The following is a 15969-nucleotide window of genomic DNA, read 5'->3' on the forward strand; positions in this document are numbered from 1 at the left end:
GGCGACCACGCCGGGTGGTGTGACACCGGCGATCACCGGTCGGGCGGCGCGGGAACGGCCCGGTCGCTCCGGCCGGCGGAAGGGCCGGGCCATCGATCACCGGCGCTCCGACGGGCCGGACCGGACGGCCGGTGATCACTAGGATCGGGTCCGCCGATCGGACCGGTCGTGATGCCCCACCGCGGCCTTCCGGACCGGCCTCACCCACGAAGGAGATCGATGACAACTGTGCGTGTCCCGCGCAGCAGGGCACTGCGCGCCCTGACCGTGCTGGCCGTGGTCGCGACGGCAACCGGCATGGTGGCGGGTCCGGCTGCGGCGGAGACCGACCCCGGCCAGGTCAGCGGCTGGTTCAACGACCTCACCGTCGGCGCGGCCGGTGCGCCCGGCCGGGTGGCGCCGCTGGAGCTGAGCAGCACCGGCGCGACCGCCCCCCGGGTCACCGTCGACCTGACCGGTCTCGCCGGCGTCGCCACGGCCAGCTTCCCCGACTGGTGCGTCACCGAGGGCACCTCGGTCACCTGCCCGATGCCGCCGGGGGCGACCCCGGACGAGTACGGCACCGTCAACGGCACGGTGCCGGTGGTGTTCCGCGCCGCCCCCGGCGCCGTCGACGGCGCGACCGGCACGCTGGACTACACGGTGGGGGCCGACGGACTGGAGCCGTACACCCATCAGGCCACCGTCGGCGTGCGCTCCGGTCCCGACCTGCTCGACCTGGTCGACGAGCGCGTCCAGGGCGTGGACGTCGGCGACGTCCACGCCCTGGCGGTGGCCGTGGTCAACGCCGGTGACCAGCCGGCCGGGGATCTCCGGCTGACCCTCCGCTTTCCGGTGGGCCTGCAACCGGCCAGCTACCGGAACTGCCGGTACGGCACCGACGCCGTGCTCGCCACGGTGGTGGTCTGCACCGTGCGGGGCACCTTCGCGCCCGGGATCCGGCACGAGCTGCGCAACGGCCTCGCCACCACGGTCGGTCCGGCCGCCCTCGGCGACAAGCGCATCACCCAGTTCGTGGAGCCGTTGGCCACCGCGGGGCCGCTGCCCGGCAACGTGCGGTTGACCCGTCGGGAGGCCGACCACGCGCTCCGGCTGCGGCCGGTCGGCGAGCCGATGGATCCGATCACCGCCACCGGCGCCGGCGGCACCACCTACCTGCGCGCCATCCACGGTGCCTTCGACGTCGTCGCCGTGGGCGCCACCGTCACCGGTGCCGTCGGCGACACCGTGCGGGTGAACGTGGGGATACGCAACGACGGTCCGGGGGTCCCGGACGGCACCGTCTCCGGCGGCAACGCCGGCGGGTTCCTCTTCACCCCACCCGCCGGAGTGACCGTGCTGGCCGACCCGGCCGGCTGCGTGCCGACCAACCACGACGAGGGTGGCGCTCCGACTGCGTGGGTCTGCTGGCTGGGGGCGGTGTTCCCCGCTGGGCAGAGCTTCACGGTGCCGTTCGAGCTGCGGATCGACGGTCCCATGGGCGCTCCGGGCGAGATCCGCGTGTACTACGACTACCCGCGTCCGGACGACGATCCGGCCAACGACGCCGCCCCGGTCACCCTCGGCTGACCGGGCCCCGGCGCCCGCCCTGGACCGAGGCGGGATCGACGAGGAAGGCCGGCCACGGGCGTACCGTGGCCGGCCTTCGCGCCCTCGGCCGCCCGGGTGCGGGTCCGAGATCGGTCCCGGGGCAGGTTCGTCAGCGGGCGGTCGGCTCCCAGGCGTACGCGGCCACGGGCGGGTCGAGCGGGGCGCCGGTGAGCCGGTTGGCCAGGGTGGAGATGGTGTACGTGCCGACGCCGAGCACCACGTCCAGGGCGTGCCGGCGCTGGTAGCCGGCCGAGAGGAAGGCGGTGATCCCGTCCTCGGGCACCGCGCCCCGGTGGTCGAGCACGGCGAGGGTGAAGCGGCGCAGGGCCTCCAGCCGGTCGTCGGGCAGGGGCGTGCCGGCGCGCAGCGCGCCGATCAGCCCGGGCGTCGCGCCGTGCCGGGTGAGGGCGGCCGTGTGCATGGCGACGCAGAGGTGGCACTCGTTGCGGGTGGCGACCGTCATGACGACGACCTCCCGCTCGACGGGGTCGAGGGCGCACTTCTCGAAGATGCCGTTGACGGTGAGGAACCCGGTGAGCAGTTCCGGGGACTCGGCCATCAGGCCGACCGCGGCGGGCAGGTGCCCGAGCCGGCGGCGTACGCCCTCGATGACCGGCCGCGCGGCGGCGGGTGCGGTGTCGGCGGTGTGCGCGGTGAACGGGGGCACGGGAAACCTGCTCTCGGGGTCGGAGACGGCCGGCGCGGCCCGACCGGCGACGCGCCGTAGGTGGACGTAGAATCGTCAACGTGGTTGTCGAAATGGTAAACGAGGTTGTCGAACGTGGCAACGGCTGAACCCGACCGGCCCGGATTCCTGCTGCCCCTGCTGCTGCTGGCCGGCTTCCGTACGCTCATCGACGACCTGCACGCGGAGCTGGCCCGGCAGGGACACCCGGAGCTGCGGCCGCTGCACGGCTTCGTCCTCCAGGCGGTCGGCGCCGAGGGCACCACCGCCACCGAGCTGGGCCAGCGGCTCGGCGTCTCCAAGCAGGCCGCCGGCAAGACGGTCGACCGGCTGGTCGCCCTCGGCTACCTGGAGCGCGCCGATGACCCGCGCGACGCGCGACGCAAGCTGGTCCGGGCGACCCCGCACGGCCTGGACGGCCTGCGCCGCTCGGCGGCCGTCTTCGACCAGCTCCGGCAGCGGTGGGCCGCTACCCTCGGCCCCGACCGGGTCGCCGCCCTGGAGGACGACCTGCGCGCGGTCACCCCGGCCAACCCGTTCCGCCTCGACGTGCCCGGCTGGTTCGGCGGCTGACCACCGCACCGTCGCCCGCGCTCCCGTGGCAGCGGGACCCGGGACCGGCGGCGGTGGACGGGCGCCCGGCGGGGCCGACAGCAGCACGGCCGCCCGCCGTCAAGACCCCCGGTCACCGTCGCCCGAACGGTCGAAGCCCGAACGGCGCGCCCCGCGCGGCCCCGCGGACGGGCCCGGACCACCGCCGACAGGCGCCTCTCCCGGGACGCCCGAGTCCGTCATAGGCCTTTCGGCCACCTGCTAACACACCGCGTGCGAACGCGGCCAGCACCGTCCATACGGAATTGCCGGACGTTCAGTCGGGCCGCGCCGGACCCACCCGGAGGCGTAAATCTTCCGACATTGCCCGCAGGCAATTCCAATGGTTCCGTCACCACCATCCGAAACTGTTTCCATCGAAAAAGATGGGGGTGACGGTTGGCGATGGCCACCTTTCATCAGGACCACCAGCATGTGCACCAGGATCAGTTCAACGCCGAAAACATCGATCTGCGGAACAGCACATTCGAACGCCTTCCCGACACCGTCGGCCAGGCGGAGCTCGTCCGTCGCCTGGAGGCCGTCCTGAGGGCGGTGGAGCAGGCCGCCACCGCGGGCGCCCTCGACCCGCAGGCCGGCCGGTCCATCGCCGGCGACCTGCGCGGCGCCACCCGGAGCCTGACCCGCGACGACCGCGCGGACGCCTCGCAGCGGCTGCGGAGGGCCATCGAGGCGTTGCAGGCGGCGGCGCCGCTCGCGGCGATCGGCGGGGCGATGGCGACCATCTGGAACACGTTGGGCGGGGGATCCTGATGACCACCTTCGACCAGCGGCACCAGCGGGTCTTCGGCGCCCAGATCAACGCCGACGCCGTGCACATCAACCCCTCCGACGGTCCGGAGGAGCTGATGAGCTACGGGCGGCGGGCCGTCGCCGAACGGCTGTACAAGAGGGCGGCCGAGTACTTCACGGAGGCGATCGCCAAGGGTGCCCCCGGCTCCGACCCGCACTACTACCTGGCTCTCGCGCTCCTCGGCGGCCGACGCCCCAGCCGGATGGGTCGCGAGGCTCAGCAGGTGATGGCCCGGGTGGAGGAGCACCTGGGCCGGGCGCTCCAGGTCGATCCCGCCGCGGCGCACGTCCGCGCGCTCTGGGTCGCCGTCAAGCACGACCACTACGCCGACCGCCACGACCCGGGCCCGTCCGTCGCCGACCTCGAGGCCGCAGCCGGCGACATCGACCCGGTGCACGCGGCCGAGATCGCCCCCTTCCTCGGCAACCGCGAGAACCGGCTGTGGAAGGCCACCGTCGCCGTGGCGCAGGCCGGCATCGAGGAACGCAAACCGAACGTACGCAAGTACTTCGTCCGCACCCCCGTGGCGCCCGCGACCGGTGGCCCGCAGGCCATGATGGTCGCCGGCGGCATCGGGTTGGCCGTCGCACTGATCCTCATGATCGCGTCGTTGTCGGAGTCGGGTTACCTCTGCCTCGCGGTGCTCGTGGGCACGGGCGGCATCGTCCTGCTGGTCAAGGGGTTCAGCCAGTACAACGCGCTCACGTCGAAGTACGAGCGCGACCTGGCGGCGGCCGAGCCGAAGCCGAGCGACGAGCAGATGGACATGTGGTTGCACTTCGACAAGTTCGGAGTTCTCGACCACGCCCTGCGGCACCTCGACCGGGAACTGGACGACCTGATCTGCGAGCCGCAACTCGTCATCGGCCCCGCCTCGCCCACCGAACAGGCCGTGGGAAAGGACGGCATCCGGCGGTTCTCGCGGTACAAGTTCGTCATCCTGCTCCTCGGACAGACCCGCATCTCGGTCTTCTCCTGCGAGTGGGACTTCGTCAAGTGCATCGTGTCGAACGCCGACGCCTTCGACTTCCGCTACAAGGACATCACCGGCCTGCGGATGCGGCAGTTGCACGAGGCGCCGCAGGGCGGCCGACTGGTCATCACCGATGACCACGGCAAGGAGATGGAGGTACGGTTCGCCAAGGTCTTCGAAATGATCATCGCCGGTACGGACCGGATCGCGGTGACCATCGACGTACAGGCGCAGAACGCCGGCGCCGGGTTGCAGCCGACGGGGGCCACCGCCACCGAACGGCTCGTCCGGCGGCAGTTGGACGACGCGGCCTGACCGGCGACTCGGTGATCTGCGGTGGGTGGCCCGGCAAGGCCGCCCACCGCACGCGTCGACGCGGCCGTCATCCGCCCGTCGTGGGCCGTCCTCGGATTAGCGGGACAGCGGCGGGCGCACGTGCGTCCGGGTCACCCGCGGGTGGTCAGTCCAGGCCGCCGTAGGAGTGCAGTCCCTCGAAGAAGATGTTCACGCCGAACAGGTTCATCAGCATCGTGAGGAAGCCGACGACGGCGAGCCAGGTCGCCACGTTCCGCTTCACGCTCGGGGTGGCCCGGGCGTGCAGGTAGCCGGCGTAGATCACCCAGGAGATGAACGACCAGGTCTCCTTCGGGTCCCAGCCCCACGGCCGTCCCCAGGCCGCCTCGGCCCAGATCGCCCCGGCGATCACCGCGAAGGTGAAGACCGGGAACGCGAAGGCGTGCAGCACGAAGGTCAGCCGCTCCAGCGCCGCCGCCGCCGGCAGCCGCTTCGCCAGCGTGTACGGGAAGCTCCGCCTGCCCTGCTCGTAGCCGGCGCGCATCAGGAACGCCACCGCCGGCACCGCGCCCAGCAGGAAGATGCCGGAGGCGAAGACGATCGTCGAGACGTGGATGACGAACCAGTACGAGTTGAGCGCCGGCACCAGCGGCACGATCGGGGTGTAGAGCACCAGCTCGGCGGTCGCCACCAGCAGCACCATCACCAGCGACAGGAACAGCCCGAGGCGGCGCAGCTGCGGCCGCTTCCAGAGCACCACCAGCCAGCCGGTGACACCGATCCAGGTGCCCGTGAGCACGAACTCGTACATGTTGCCCCAGGGCATCCGGTCGGCGGCGAGACCGCGCGTGACCAGCGCCCCCAGGTGCAGCAGCGCCCCGAGCGCGGTGGCCGCGACGGCGGTCAGGCCCGCCAACCGGGCGCGCCGGGCGGTGCGCTCGGCCGCCGACGCCCCGCTCGCGACGGGTGCGTCCGGGGTGCCGCCCCCGGCCGCGCCGACGCCGGCGCCGACCAGCTCACGGGCGGGCGCCGCGGCCACCCGGGCGCGGGCGTTGCCGAGCGCGTACTCGACGGCGTGGCTGATCATCGCGATCAGGTACGCCAGGATCGCGAACGACACCAACTGGTCGGAGAGTGCGGACATCACTCGGCTCCTTCTCGCGCTCCGGCCCGGTCGCCGCCGTCGCGGTCGACACCGGCCTCCTCGTCCGACCGTCCGTCGCCGCCGATGGCGGCCACGAGCTGCGCGAACTCGTCGGCGAACCCGGGATGGTCGGTGCGCGGCAGGCCACCGGCCTCGACCAAACTACTACCGCTCGTCGGAGATCCACTCGTGGGGGCGGCGGCACCGACCGGCAGCACCCGGAAGAAGACCCGGCGGCGCCGCCCGAACAGCGAGCCCATCAGCCCGACGAGCAGGACGGCGGAGCTGACCAGCAGCAGCGTCGAGCCGGGGTCGTACCGGACCGACAGCGTGATGTACGGCACGGTGCCCAGGAACTCGACAGTGGTGCCGTCGTCCAGCTTCCAGGTCTCGCCCTTGCGGAGCAGCTTCGTGCCGACCTCCTTGACCTTGCCGGCGCGCACCTGCCGCTGGTCCAACTCGTAGACCGAGCCGGGGATGCCGGCGTCCATGCCGAGGTTGCCCCGGTACGCGACGAGGTTCAGCGCGGGGTTCCGCTCGGTGGGGTACTCGGAGCGGGCGAACGGCGCGGCGGCCGGTGCGGTCGGCAGGTAGAGGCCGGAGAAGGCCATCTGGAGGTTCTCGCCCCGCTCGCCCGTCGCGGGGTCGACGTTGATGTCCGGGAAGGCCGCCAGCCCCTCGCTGGTCAGCCCCACGTCGCCCGTGGTCAGGAACGGGAAGTTGCTGGTCTGGCTCTTGCCGAACCGGTCGGTGTAGCGGATCACCGGGGCGTAGCCGTGGCCGAGCAGGTAGACGTTCGCCCCGTCGAGGCGCAGCGGGGAGTTGACCGAGAAGTTGGCCCGCCGCCGCTCGCCGTCGGCCTCGTCGACGGTCACCTCGGCGTCGAAGAACTCCGGCTGGCCGGACTCCAGGAACCGGGCGTGGAAGTCGTCGAGTTGGATGCAGAAGCCCGGCAGGTCGGCGCTGTCGACGCGGGGGCCGAGCTTGCTCTCGGCGTACTGCTGGCGGGTGTTGCAGAACGCGTTGTCCGCGCCGGCCACCAGCAGCTTGTTGCCGCTCCAGCCGTACCAGGAGCCGAGCGCGACGCCGACCAGCACGAGCACCAACGAGCTGTGGAAGAGCAGGTTGCCGGTCTCCTTGAGGTAGCCCTTCTCGGCGGAGACCTCGTCGCCGCGCACCACCACCCGCCAGCGCCGCCGGCGCAGCGCCGCCGCGATCGCCGCCGCGCCCCCCTCGGGCGCGGGCAGGACGGCGTGCTGCGGCAGCCGGTCCAGCCGCTTCGGCGCGGCCGGCGGCTTCGACCGCAGCGCCCGCACGTGGTCGCGCAGCCGAGGCGTGATGCAGCCGATCAGCGAGGTGAAGAGCAGCAGGTAGATCGCGGAGAACCAGACCGAGCCGAACGCCTCGAAGGCCCCGATCCGGTCCAGCACCGGAGCCAGGTCGGGGTGCGCGGTGAAGTAGTCCCGCACGTCCTCCGGGTTGACCCCGCGCTGCGGCAGCACCGAGCCGGGGATGGCGGCCACCGCGAGCAGGAAGAGCAGCACCAGGGCCGTACGCATGCTGGTGAGCTGCCGCCACGAGTTGCGCAGCAGGGCCAGCAGGCGGTTGGGCCGGCGCCGGGGCGCCTCGGCCGGCGGTGCGGGCCGCTCGTCGACGGCGGTCATCAGATGCTCACCTCGCCCACCCCGACGGTGGTCTGCAACCAGATCACGAAGTTCGTCCAGCCGCCGGTGACCAGCGCGAGGCCGATCAGGATCAGCAGCGCCCCGCCCACCCGGGTGACCCAGCGGCTGTTGCGCCGGACCGCCCGGAACACGCCCAGCAGCCGCTCGAAGCCCAGCCCGAACACGACGAACGGAATCCCCAACCCGAGGCAGTACGCCACGGCGAGCACCGCGGCCCGGTCGGTCTGCCCGCCGACGGCGGCCATGCCGATCACCGCGCCGAGGGTCGGGCCGACGCAGGGCACCCAGCTGAGCGCGAAGACCGCCCCGAAGACCGGCGCCCCCAGCAGCCCGGCGGCGGGCAGCCGCTGGAAACGGAACTCCCGTTGCAACCCGGGGACCAGCCCGACGTAGCTCAGCCCGAGCACGACGATCAGCGCGCCGATGACGATCTCCAGCGTCCGCTCGTACTCGAAGAAGACCCGGCCGACGCCGGCGAAGAGGATCGCGGTGGCGGTGAAGACGGCGGTGAAGCCGGCGATGAACAGCAGCGTGCCGGCGAGCACCCGGCCCTTGACCGCGACCTTCGGCGCCCTCGTGCGCTCGCGCACCGCCACCCCGCCGCCGTTCTCCCCGCTCGCGGCGCTGTCGGCGCCGGGCAGGGGCCCGTCCGTCGCCGGCTGGCCCTTCCGCACCGGCGGGCGCCGGGTCTCGAGGTCCGCGCCGGCGAGGCCGGTGACGTACGACAGGTAGCCCGGCACCAGCGGGAGCACGCACGGGGAGAGGAAGCTGACCAGCCCGGCGAGCGCCGCCGCGCCGATGGCGAGCAGCAGCGGGCCCGACTGGGCGAGTTCGGAGAACGTCTCGCCCATCAGCGCGAACCGTTGGGGGCCGGCTGTTCGGCGGCGATCCGCTCGACGATGGGCTGGAGGCCCTCCTGCTTCACCGCCGCCCGGATCACGACGGCGATCCGGCCGTCCCGGTCCAGCACCACGGTGGCCGGGATGGTGTTCGGCGGGATGTCCAGGGCGAGCGCCAGCCGGCTCGGCGGGTCGAAGAGACTCGGGTAGCTGACCTTGAAGCTCTCCTCGAAGGCCCGCGCCTTGTCCCGCTGGTCCTGGATGTTGATGCCCAGGAAGGTCACCCCGGAGCCCTTCGTGGCCTGGTACGTGTTCTCCAGGTCGTCCGCCTCCGCCCGGCACGGCGCGCACCACGAGCCCCAGAAGTTGACCACCACGACCTGGCCGCGGTCCTTCGCCACGTCGTGGCTGCCGCCGGTGAGCAGCTCACCGGCGAGCTTCGGGGCGGCCGAACGCTGGTCGGGGGCGCACTCGATGATGCCGCCGGAGTTGTCGCACGCCTTCTCGCCGTCGCGCGACGAGCAGCCGGCCAGCGCCACCGTCACGACGGCGGCGAGCAGACCCGCGGTCCACCTCCGGGCGTTCATCAGGCCCCCTTGGCCGTCCTGGCGGTCGGCGACATCGCGATCAGGTGGGCGGCCGGCTCGGAGTAGCCGATGCCGACCACCTTGGCGCCGTCGAAGTGGAAGGAGGTGAGGCTGGCCAGCCCGCACTGACGCTTGCGCGGGTCGTGCCAGAGCCGCTTGCGCTCGACGTAGCGGCGCAGCGTCCAGATCGGCAGCTGGTGGGAGACCAGCACGGCCTCGCGCCCCTCGGCGGCCACCCGGGCGGCGTGCAGGGCGCCGAACATCCGCTCCGCGATGGCGCGGTACGCCTCGCCCCAGGACGGGGTGACCGGGTCCCGCAGCACCCACCAGTTGCGCGGGTCGCGGAACGAGCCGTCGCCGGGCGAGACCTTCTTGCCCTCGAACCAGTTGGCGCTCTCGATGAGCCGCTCGTCCACGCCGACCGGCAGCCCGAACTGCCCGGCGATCGGCTCGGCCGTCTGCTGGGCGCGCTCCAGCGGGCTCGCCACCACGTGCACGACCTCCCGCTCGGCCAGCCCCTGCGCGGCGGCCTTGGCCATCTGCACGCCGAGCTCGGAGAGCCGGAAGCCCGGCAGCCGGCCGTAGAGGATGCCGTCCGGGTTGTGCACCTCGCCGTGCCGCAGCACGTGGACCACCGTCTTGCTCACCGCTGCGCCCCCTTCGTTCGCGACTGCGGGGCTCGCAGACCCGGCTCACTCCTCGCGCTCACCGCTACGCCCTTCGTTCGCGGCTGCGGGGCTCGCAAACCCGGCTCACTCCTCGCGCTCACCGCTACCCCCCGTGACCCGCCGCTGCCGCCGCGTTGGCCGCCACCGGCAGTGCGGCGGCGATCTGCTCCAGAGCGGCGTCGTCGAGCGCCGCAGACACGAACCACGCCTCGAAGGCGCTCGGCGGCAGGTAGACGCCGCCGGCGAGCATCGCGTGGAAGAACGCCTTGAACGCCGGCACCTGCTGGGTGCGGGCGCTGTCGTAGTCGACCACGTCGGCGTCGGTGAAGAAGACCGAGAACATGTTTCCCGCGTACGACAGCCGGTGCGGGACCCCGGCGGCGGCGAGCGCGTCGGTCGCGAGCCTGCCCACGACGGCGGCCGTCTCGTCCAGCTTGCGGTAGAGCGCGTCGTCGGCCAGCCGCAGGGTGGCCAGGCCGGCGGCGCAGGCCAGCGGGTTACCGGAGAGGGTGCCGGCCTGGTAGACCGGGCCGGCGGGGGCCAGTCGCTCCATGATCTCCGCGCGCCCGCCGAACGCCGCGGCCGGCAGGCCACCCCCCATGACCTTGCCGTACGTCCACAGGTCGGCGTCGGAGGGGTCGAGGCCGTGCCAACCGGCGCGGGAGACCCGGAACCCGGTCATCACCTCGTCGACGATGAGCAGCGCGCCGTGCGCGTGCGCGATCCGGGCGAGCTGGGAGTTGAAGCCGTCGCGCGGGGCGACCACGCCCATGTTGCCGGCGGCGGCCTCGGTGATGATCGCGGCGATGTGCTGGCCCTCGGCGGCGAACGCCTGCTCCACGGCGGCGACGTCGTTGTACGGCAGCACGATCGTGTCACCCGCCGCCGCGCCGGTCACCCCCGGCGAATCGGGCAGGCCGAGGGTCGCCACCCCCGAGCCGGCGGCGGCCAGCAGGCCGTCGGAGTGCCCGTGGTAGCAGCCGGAGAACTTCACGATCCGAGGGCGGCCGGTGAAGCCGCGCGCCAGCCGGATCGCCGACATGGTGGCCTCGGTGCCGGAGTTGACCAGCCGGACCTGCTCGACCGGGGTGCGATCCACGATCTCGGCGGCCAGCTCGACCTCGCCCGGAGTGGGGGTGCCGAAGCTGGTGCCCCGGGTCGCGGCCGACCTGATCGCGTCCACGACCTCCGGGTGCGCGTGCCCGAGGATCAGCGGGCCCCAGGAGGAGACCAGGTCCACGTAGCGCCGGTCGTCGGCGTCGTAGAGCCAGGGCCCCTCCCCCCGGACCATGAAGCGCGGCGTGCCGCCGACGGCACGGAACGCGCGCACGGGGGAGTTCACCCCGCCGGGCACGATGGCCTTGGCGCGGTCGAACAGGGCCTCGGAGGCCGGTGCGTCGGCCGGGTAGCGGCCGGATCCGGCGGGAAACATATCGGTCACGATGCCGCCATTGTGTCAGCGTCGGGCGGCGAATCGGCAGGCACCCCGCACGGGGGTTACCAGGCTCACCCGGGCCGGCCCTCACCGCCGTCCCGGCGGCGTCGCTCCCGCCGTGCGGGGCGCACCCGTTCCCGACCTCCCGGAGCACGTCCGGTCCCGGCCTTGCGGGGCGCACCCGTTGCCTGCCGTGCCAAGTGTGGCCGCTCCCCTTCGATGCGGGGCGTGCCCGCTCCTGACCGTGCGGACTGTGCCCGTCTCCGGCCGTGCGGCGTGTGCCCGTCGCCAGCCATGCGGACTGACCCCGTCTCCGGCCGTGCGGACTGTGCCCGTCCCCAGCCGTGCGGCGTGTGCCATCCCTGGACATGCGGAGTGTGGCCGTCCCTGGCCGTGCGGCGTGTGACCGTCCCTGGCCGTGCGGGCGGATCCGGTTCGGGCCTGCCGTGCGGGGCGGGCTGCTCTCGCCCTGGTGCGGGGGGCGCTTCGTGCTCGGGAGCGTGGTCGTCGCGCTCGGTCGGCTCGGTCGCCACCCGCTCGACGGGCCGGGTGGTCCGGATCGCGCTAGGCTGACCCGGTGGATCGTGCCGAACTGTCCATCACGCTACACCGGACGGGCGACGAAGCTGTGCTTCGCCTGGCCGGTGAGATCGACATGCTCACGGCCGCCCAGCTGTCGACCGTCGTCAACGAGGTCCTCGCCGATCCGCCACCGCGCATCGTGCTCGACCTCGGCGGGGTCACCTTCTGCGACTCCCAGGGCCTGGGCACCCTCGTCGTACTCAGCCGCAAGGCCAGCCACGCACAGAGCCTGTTGATCCTGACCAACGTCGGTGACTTCCTGCTCCGCGTCCTGGACATCACCGGCCTGCGCAGCGCCCTGATGATTCGCAACGACCAGACCACGGGCTGACTCCCCGCCCACCCCACGCGTCGCCCCCCCGCCCAGCCACGGGCTGACTCCCCGCCGGGCTGGCTCCCCACCCAGACCACGGATTGAGGCGATCTTGGCGGGAAACGGCCCCTCCAGGGGCCGCCAGCTACCAAGATCTCGCTGCCCACACCGCCACCCCCGCCCGGCGCGTCCACACGCCCCGCCCACCGGCGTCGATCATGACGTTAGTCCGGACAATCCGACCATTCCCCCCGGCCAACCTCATGATCAACGAGCGAGGGCGAGGGCGAGGGCGGGAGCCCGGGTCCGGTCCCGGGTGAGGGGCCGGAGGGCCCGGGCCGTGGGTCGGGCGTGTGGGTCAGGGCCTGTCGGTTTGGGCGGGCCGGTGGGTGGGTCAGGGGGTGTTGCCCCAGCGGGCCTGTTCCAGGACCCGCACCGCTCGGTCGCGGGAATCCTGATCGTCCAGGCGCAGCATCGCGGTGGCCTCGTCGACCGCGTCGGTCAGCACCCGCAGCTGCGCGTCCCGGTCCCGCACCAGATCCGACTGGGCCGCGAGCTGCCGGGTCTTCACCCACAGCTCGACGAAGACCGACACCTTGGCGCGCAGCACCCACGGGTCGAACGGCTTGGTCAGGTAGTCGACCGCGCCGACCGCGTAACCGCGCAGCGCGAGCTGGGCGTCCCGGTCGGCGGCGGTGAGGAAGATGATCGGCACGTGCCGCGTACGCTCGCGCCGCTTGATGTGGCTGGCGGTCTCGAAGCCGTCCATGTCCGGCATCTGGGCGTCCAGCAGGATCACCGCGAAGTCGTCGACCAGCAGCTGCTTCAGGGCCGCCTCGCCGCTCTCGACGGCGACGGACTGGACCGGCAGGCCCTGGAGAATCGCCTCCAGTGCCATCAGGTTCTCCCGGCGGTCGTCCACCAGCAGCGCCTTTGCCATCTGGGTCACGAACTCTCCTCGGTTCGGCTGCCGCTGATCCAGGACGACATGAGTTCGATCAACTCGTCCAGGTCGACGGGCTTGGTGATGTAGTCACTTCCCCCGGCCGCCAGCGCCGACTCGCGGTCGCCGGGCATGGCCTTGGCGGTCAGGAAGACGATCGGCAGGTCGGCGAACCGGTGGTTGCGCCTGATCTGTCGGGTCGTCTCGTACCCGTCCTGATCGGGCATCATCGCATCCATCAGGACGATGTCCACCTCCGGATGCTCGGCCAGCAGGCGGACGCCGTCCGCCCCGTTGTCCGAGTACAACACGGTCAGGCCGTGCAGTTCCAACGCGCTGGTCAGCGCGAAGACGTTCCGGACGTCGTCGTCGACGATCAGCACGGTGGTGCCCTCCAGCCGCCGGGTGGCCGGCGTGGAGGCCGGCTCGGGCAGCTCCGGCGGCGGCATGAGCAGCGAGGACGGCAGTCCGGCCCGCGCCGGTGACGGCGGCAGCGGCGCGACCACCGCGTCCGGGGCGAGCACGTCCGGCACGAAGAGGGTGAACGTCGAGCCCTGGCCGGGCGCCGACGCCACCACGATGCTGCCGCCCAGCAGCCTGGCCAGGTCCCGGCTGATCGACAGCCCCAGCCCCGTACCGCCGTAGCGACGGCTGGTGGTGCCGTCGGCCTGCTGGAACGCCTCGAAGATCAGCGACAGCTTGTCGTCGGAGATGCCGATGCCGGTGTCGACCACGGTGAACGCGATGACCTGCCGCGCGTTGGTCAGGGCCGGCACGTCGAAGACGGCGCTGTCGGGCGCCGGCGCGATCCGCAGCGTCACCGCCCCGTTGTCGGTGAACTTGACCGCGTTGGAGAGCAGGTTGCGCAGGATCTGCTGGAGTCGCTGGGCGTCGGTGACCAGCGCCTCCGGCAGGTCCTTGCTGATCCGTACCTGGAAGTCCAGGCCCTTCTCCTCGGCCTGCGGCGCGAACGCCTGCTCCACGTACCCGCGGATCTCGTCGAACCGGACGGCTGTGGGCTCGACGTCCATCCGCCCCGCCTCGATCTTGGACAGGTCCAGGATGTCGTCGATCAGCGACAGCAGGTCGGAGCCGGCGCCGTGGATCGTCCGGGCGAACTCGATCTGCTTCGGCGTGAGGTTCTGCTCCGAGTTCTCGGCCAGCAGCCGGGCCAGCAGCAGCAGCGAGTTCAGCGGCGTACGCAGCTCGTGGCTCATGTTGGCCAGGAACTCCGACTTGTACGCCGACGCCCTCGTGAGCTGCTGGGCCTTCTCCTCCAGGCCGAGCCGGGCCAGCTCGATCTCCCGGTTCTTCGTCTCGATGTTGCCCTTCTGCTCCGAGAGCAGCTGCGCCTTGTCCTCCAGTTCGGCGTTGGTGCGCTGGAGTTCCGCCGACTGCTCCTGCAACTCGTGGGCGAGCCGCTGGGACTGGGCGAGCAGTTCCTCCGTACGCCGGTTGGCCTGGATGGTGTTGACGGCGATGCCGGTGGTGAGCACGAGCCGCTCCAGGAACGACAGGTGCAGCTCGGAGAAGGCCGCCACGCTGGCGAACTCGATGACCCCGAGCAGCTCGCCCTCGAAGAGCACGGGCAGTACGACCAGGTCGGCCGGCGGGGTCTCGGCGAGCCCGGAGCGGAGCATCAGCTTGCCGTCCGGCGCCCCGCCCATCCGGATCGTGCGGCGGGACAGGGCGGTCTGGCCGACCAGCCCCTCGCCGGGGCCGAAGGTGACCTCGTGCCCCCGGGCGACGTAGCCGTAGGAGGCGGCCAACCGCAGCCGCATCACGCCCTCGGACGTGTCCGCCAGGAAGAACGCGCCGAGCTGCGCGTCGACCAGCGGGGTCACCTCCATCATGATCATGCGGCAGACCTCGCCCAGGTCGCGCTGCCCCTGGAGCAGGCCGCCGATCCGGGCCAGGTTCGAGTCGAGCCAGCCCTGCTCGGCGTTCTTCTTGGTCGTCTCCCGGAGGGTGACGATCATCTGGTTGATGTTGTCCTTCAGCTCGGCGACCTCGCCCTGCGCCTTGACCGCGATCCGCTGGGTCAGGTCGCCCCGGGTCACCGAGGTGGAGACCTGCGCGATGGCGCGCAGCTGGGTGGTGAGGGTCGAGGCGAGCTGGTTGACGTTCTCGGTCAGGTCCCGCCACGTGCCGGAGACGCCCTTGACCTGGGCCTGGCCGCCCAGCTTGCCCTCCGAGCCCACCTCGCGGGCGACGCGGGTCACCTCGTCGGCGAACGACGACAGCTGGTCCACCATCGTGTTGACCGTCGACTTCAGCTCCAGGATCTCGCCCTGAGCGTCGACGGTGATCTTCTGCGACAGGTCACCCTTCGCGACCGCCGTGGTGACCGAGGCGATGTTGCGCACCTGCGACGTCAGGTTCGACGCCATCGAGTTCACGTTGTCGGTCAGGTCCCGCCACGTACCCGAGACGCCCTTGACCTGGGCCTGACCGCCCAGCTTGCCCTCCGTGCCCACCTCGCGCGCGACCCGCGTCACCTCGTCGGCGAACGACGACAGCTGGTCCACCATCGTGTTCACCGTCGACTTCAGCTCCAGGATCTCGCCCCGGGCGTCCACGGTGATCTTCTGCGACAGGTCACCCTTCGCCACGGCGGTGGAGACCTGGGCGATGTTGCGAACCTGGGCGGTCAGGTTCGACGCCATCGAGTTCACGTTGTCGGTCAGGTCCCGCCAGGTGCCGGCGACGCCGCGCACCTGCGCCTGGCCGCCGAGCTTGCCCTCCGTACCCACCTCGCGCGCGACCCGCGTCACCTCGTCGGCGAACGACGACAGCTGGTCCACCATCGTGTTCACCGTCGACTTC

General features: G+C 72.3%; 14 protein-coding genes. 5 read left to right on the plus strand and 9 right to left on the minus strand.

What is annotated here, in order from left to right; translation table 11 throughout:
• Positions 1-219 precede the first annotated feature (219 nt).
• Positions 220-1569: a hypothetical protein gene (locus ACLQ22_RS20350; RefSeq protein ID WP_425693679.1), complete on the plus strand. Its 1350-nt coding sequence runs from the start codon at positions 220-222 to the stop codon at positions 1567-1569.
• A gap of 130 nt (positions 1570-1699) precedes the next feature.
• Here ACLQ22_RS20350 and ACLQ22_RS20355 read toward each other — a convergent pair whose 3' ends face one another.
• Positions 1700-2257, minus strand: a complete 558-nt coding sequence (locus ACLQ22_RS20355; RefSeq protein ID WP_425693680.1) for a carboxymuconolactone decarboxylase family protein — start codon at positions 2255-2257, stop codon at positions 1700-1702.
• Positions 2258-2371: 114 nt separating this feature from the next.
• Here ACLQ22_RS20355 and ACLQ22_RS20360 point away from each other — a divergent pair, with 114 nt between their 5' ends.
• The 3 genes from ACLQ22_RS20360 to ACLQ22_RS20370 all read left to right on the plus strand — a co-directional run bounded on the left by ACLQ22_RS20360 (position 2372) and on the right by ACLQ22_RS20370 (position 4968).
• Entirely contained in the window at positions 2372-2848 is a 477-nt protein-coding gene (locus tag ACLQ22_RS20360; protein WP_121397126.1) for a MarR family winged helix-turn-helix transcriptional regulator, read from the plus strand.
• Between the two features lie 417 nt (positions 2849-3265).
• A complete protein-coding gene (locus tag ACLQ22_RS20365; protein ID WP_425693681.1) occupies positions 3266-3640 on the plus strand; it encodes a hypothetical protein in 375 nt (124 codons plus the stop codon).
• Positions 3640-4968 (plus strand): hypothetical protein, encoded by a 1329-nt coding sequence (locus ACLQ22_RS20370; RefSeq protein WP_425693682.1) that lies wholly within the window; start codon positions 3640-3642, stop codon positions 4966-4968. The genes ACLQ22_RS20365 and ACLQ22_RS20370 overlap by 1 nt, the downstream gene beginning before the upstream one ends.
• A gap of 145 nt (positions 4969-5113) precedes the next feature.
• Here the strand turns inward: ACLQ22_RS20370 and ccsB are convergent, their stop codons facing one another.
• From ccsB to hemL, 6 genes are all read right to left on the minus strand, one after another.
• A complete protein-coding gene (gene ccsB, locus ACLQ22_RS20375; protein ID WP_425693683.1) occupies positions 5114-6091 on the minus strand; it encodes a c-type cytochrome biogenesis protein CcsB in 978 nt (325 codons plus the stop codon).
• Complete coding sequence (gene resB, locus ACLQ22_RS20380) at positions 6091-7755, minus strand: cytochrome c biogenesis protein ResB (protein ID WP_425693684.1); 1665 nt, start codon at positions 7753-7755, stop codon at positions 6091-6093. Before resB ends, ccsB begins: the two co-directional genes overlap by 1 nt.
• Positions 7755-8627, minus strand: coding sequence for a cytochrome c biogenesis CcdA family protein (locus ACLQ22_RS20385; RefSeq protein WP_425693685.1), 873 nt, complete (start codon positions 8625-8627; stop codon positions 7755-7757). The genes resB and ACLQ22_RS20385 overlap by 1 nt, the downstream gene beginning before the upstream one ends.
• Positions 8627-9202, minus strand: a complete 576-nt coding sequence (locus ACLQ22_RS20390; protein WP_425693686.1) for a TlpA family protein disulfide reductase — start codon at positions 9200-9202, stop codon at positions 8627-8629. Before ACLQ22_RS20390 ends, ACLQ22_RS20385 begins: the two co-directional genes overlap by 1 nt.
• A complete protein-coding gene (locus ACLQ22_RS20395) occupies positions 9202-9849 on the minus strand; it encodes a histidine phosphatase family protein (protein ID WP_416608466.1) in 648 nt (215 codons plus the stop codon). Before ACLQ22_RS20395 ends, ACLQ22_RS20390 begins: the two co-directional genes overlap by 1 nt.
• A 124-nt stretch (positions 9850-9973) precedes the next feature.
• Positions 9974-11311 carry a glutamate-1-semialdehyde 2,1-aminomutase gene (gene hemL / locus ACLQ22_RS20400; RefSeq protein WP_425693687.1) on the minus strand — a complete coding sequence of 446 codons (1338 nt, stop codon included), beginning with the start codon at positions 11309-11311 and terminating at the stop codon, positions 9974-9976.
• 571 nt (positions 11312-11882) lie between these two features.
• Between hemL and ACLQ22_RS20405 the strand changes: the two genes are divergently transcribed.
• Entirely contained in the window at positions 11883-12218 is a 336-nt protein-coding gene (locus ACLQ22_RS20405; protein ID WP_121397135.1) for an STAS domain-containing protein, read from the plus strand.
• A 376-nt stretch (positions 12219-12594) separates the two neighbouring features.
• On the opposite strand, the gene ACLQ22_RS20410 is transcribed toward ACLQ22_RS20405, so the two are convergent.
• Both ACLQ22_RS20410 and ACLQ22_RS20415 read right to left on the minus strand, forming a co-directional pair.
• Positions 12595-13149 (minus strand): response regulator, encoded by a 555-nt coding sequence (locus tag ACLQ22_RS20410; protein ID WP_121397136.1) that lies wholly within the window; start codon positions 13147-13149, stop codon positions 12595-12597.
• The coding region (locus ACLQ22_RS20415; RefSeq protein ID WP_425693688.1) for a HAMP domain-containing protein at positions 13146-15969 on the minus strand (2824 nt) is incomplete at its 5' end. The genes ACLQ22_RS20410 and ACLQ22_RS20415, both read right to left, overlap by 4 nt.

The sequence above is a fragment of the Micromonospora sp. DT178 genome, from assembly GCF_049841695.1.
Lineage (GTDB): Bacteria > Actinomycetota > Actinomycetes > Mycobacteriales > Micromonosporaceae > Micromonospora.

What these genes read in the sequence shown, in the direction of transcription:
- ACLQ22_RS20350 (WP_425693679.1), top strand. Translation starts at nt 220, where the DNA reads ATGACAACTGTGCGTGTCCCGCGCAGCAGGGCACTGCGCGCCCTGACC.
- ACLQ22_RS20370 (WP_425693682.1), top strand. Translation starts at nt 3,640, where the DNA reads ATGACCACCTTCGACCAGCGGCACCAGCGGGTCTTCGGCGCCCAGATC.
- ccsB (WP_425693683.1), bottom strand. Translation starts at nt 6,091, where the DNA reads ATGTCCGCACTCTCCGACCAGTTGGTGTCGTTCGCGATCCTGGCGTAC.
- resB (WP_425693684.1), bottom strand. Translation starts at nt 7,755, where the DNA reads ATGACCGCCGTCGACGAGCGGCCCGCACCGCCGGCCGAGGCGCCCCGG.
- ACLQ22_RS20385 (WP_425693685.1), bottom strand. Translation starts at nt 8,627, where the DNA reads ATGGGCGAGACGTTCTCCGAACTCGCCCAGTCGGGCCCGCTGCTGCTC.
- ACLQ22_RS20390 (WP_425693686.1), bottom strand. Translation starts at nt 9,202, where the DNA reads ATGAACGCCCGGAGGTGGACCGCGGGTCTGCTCGCCGCCGTCGTGACG.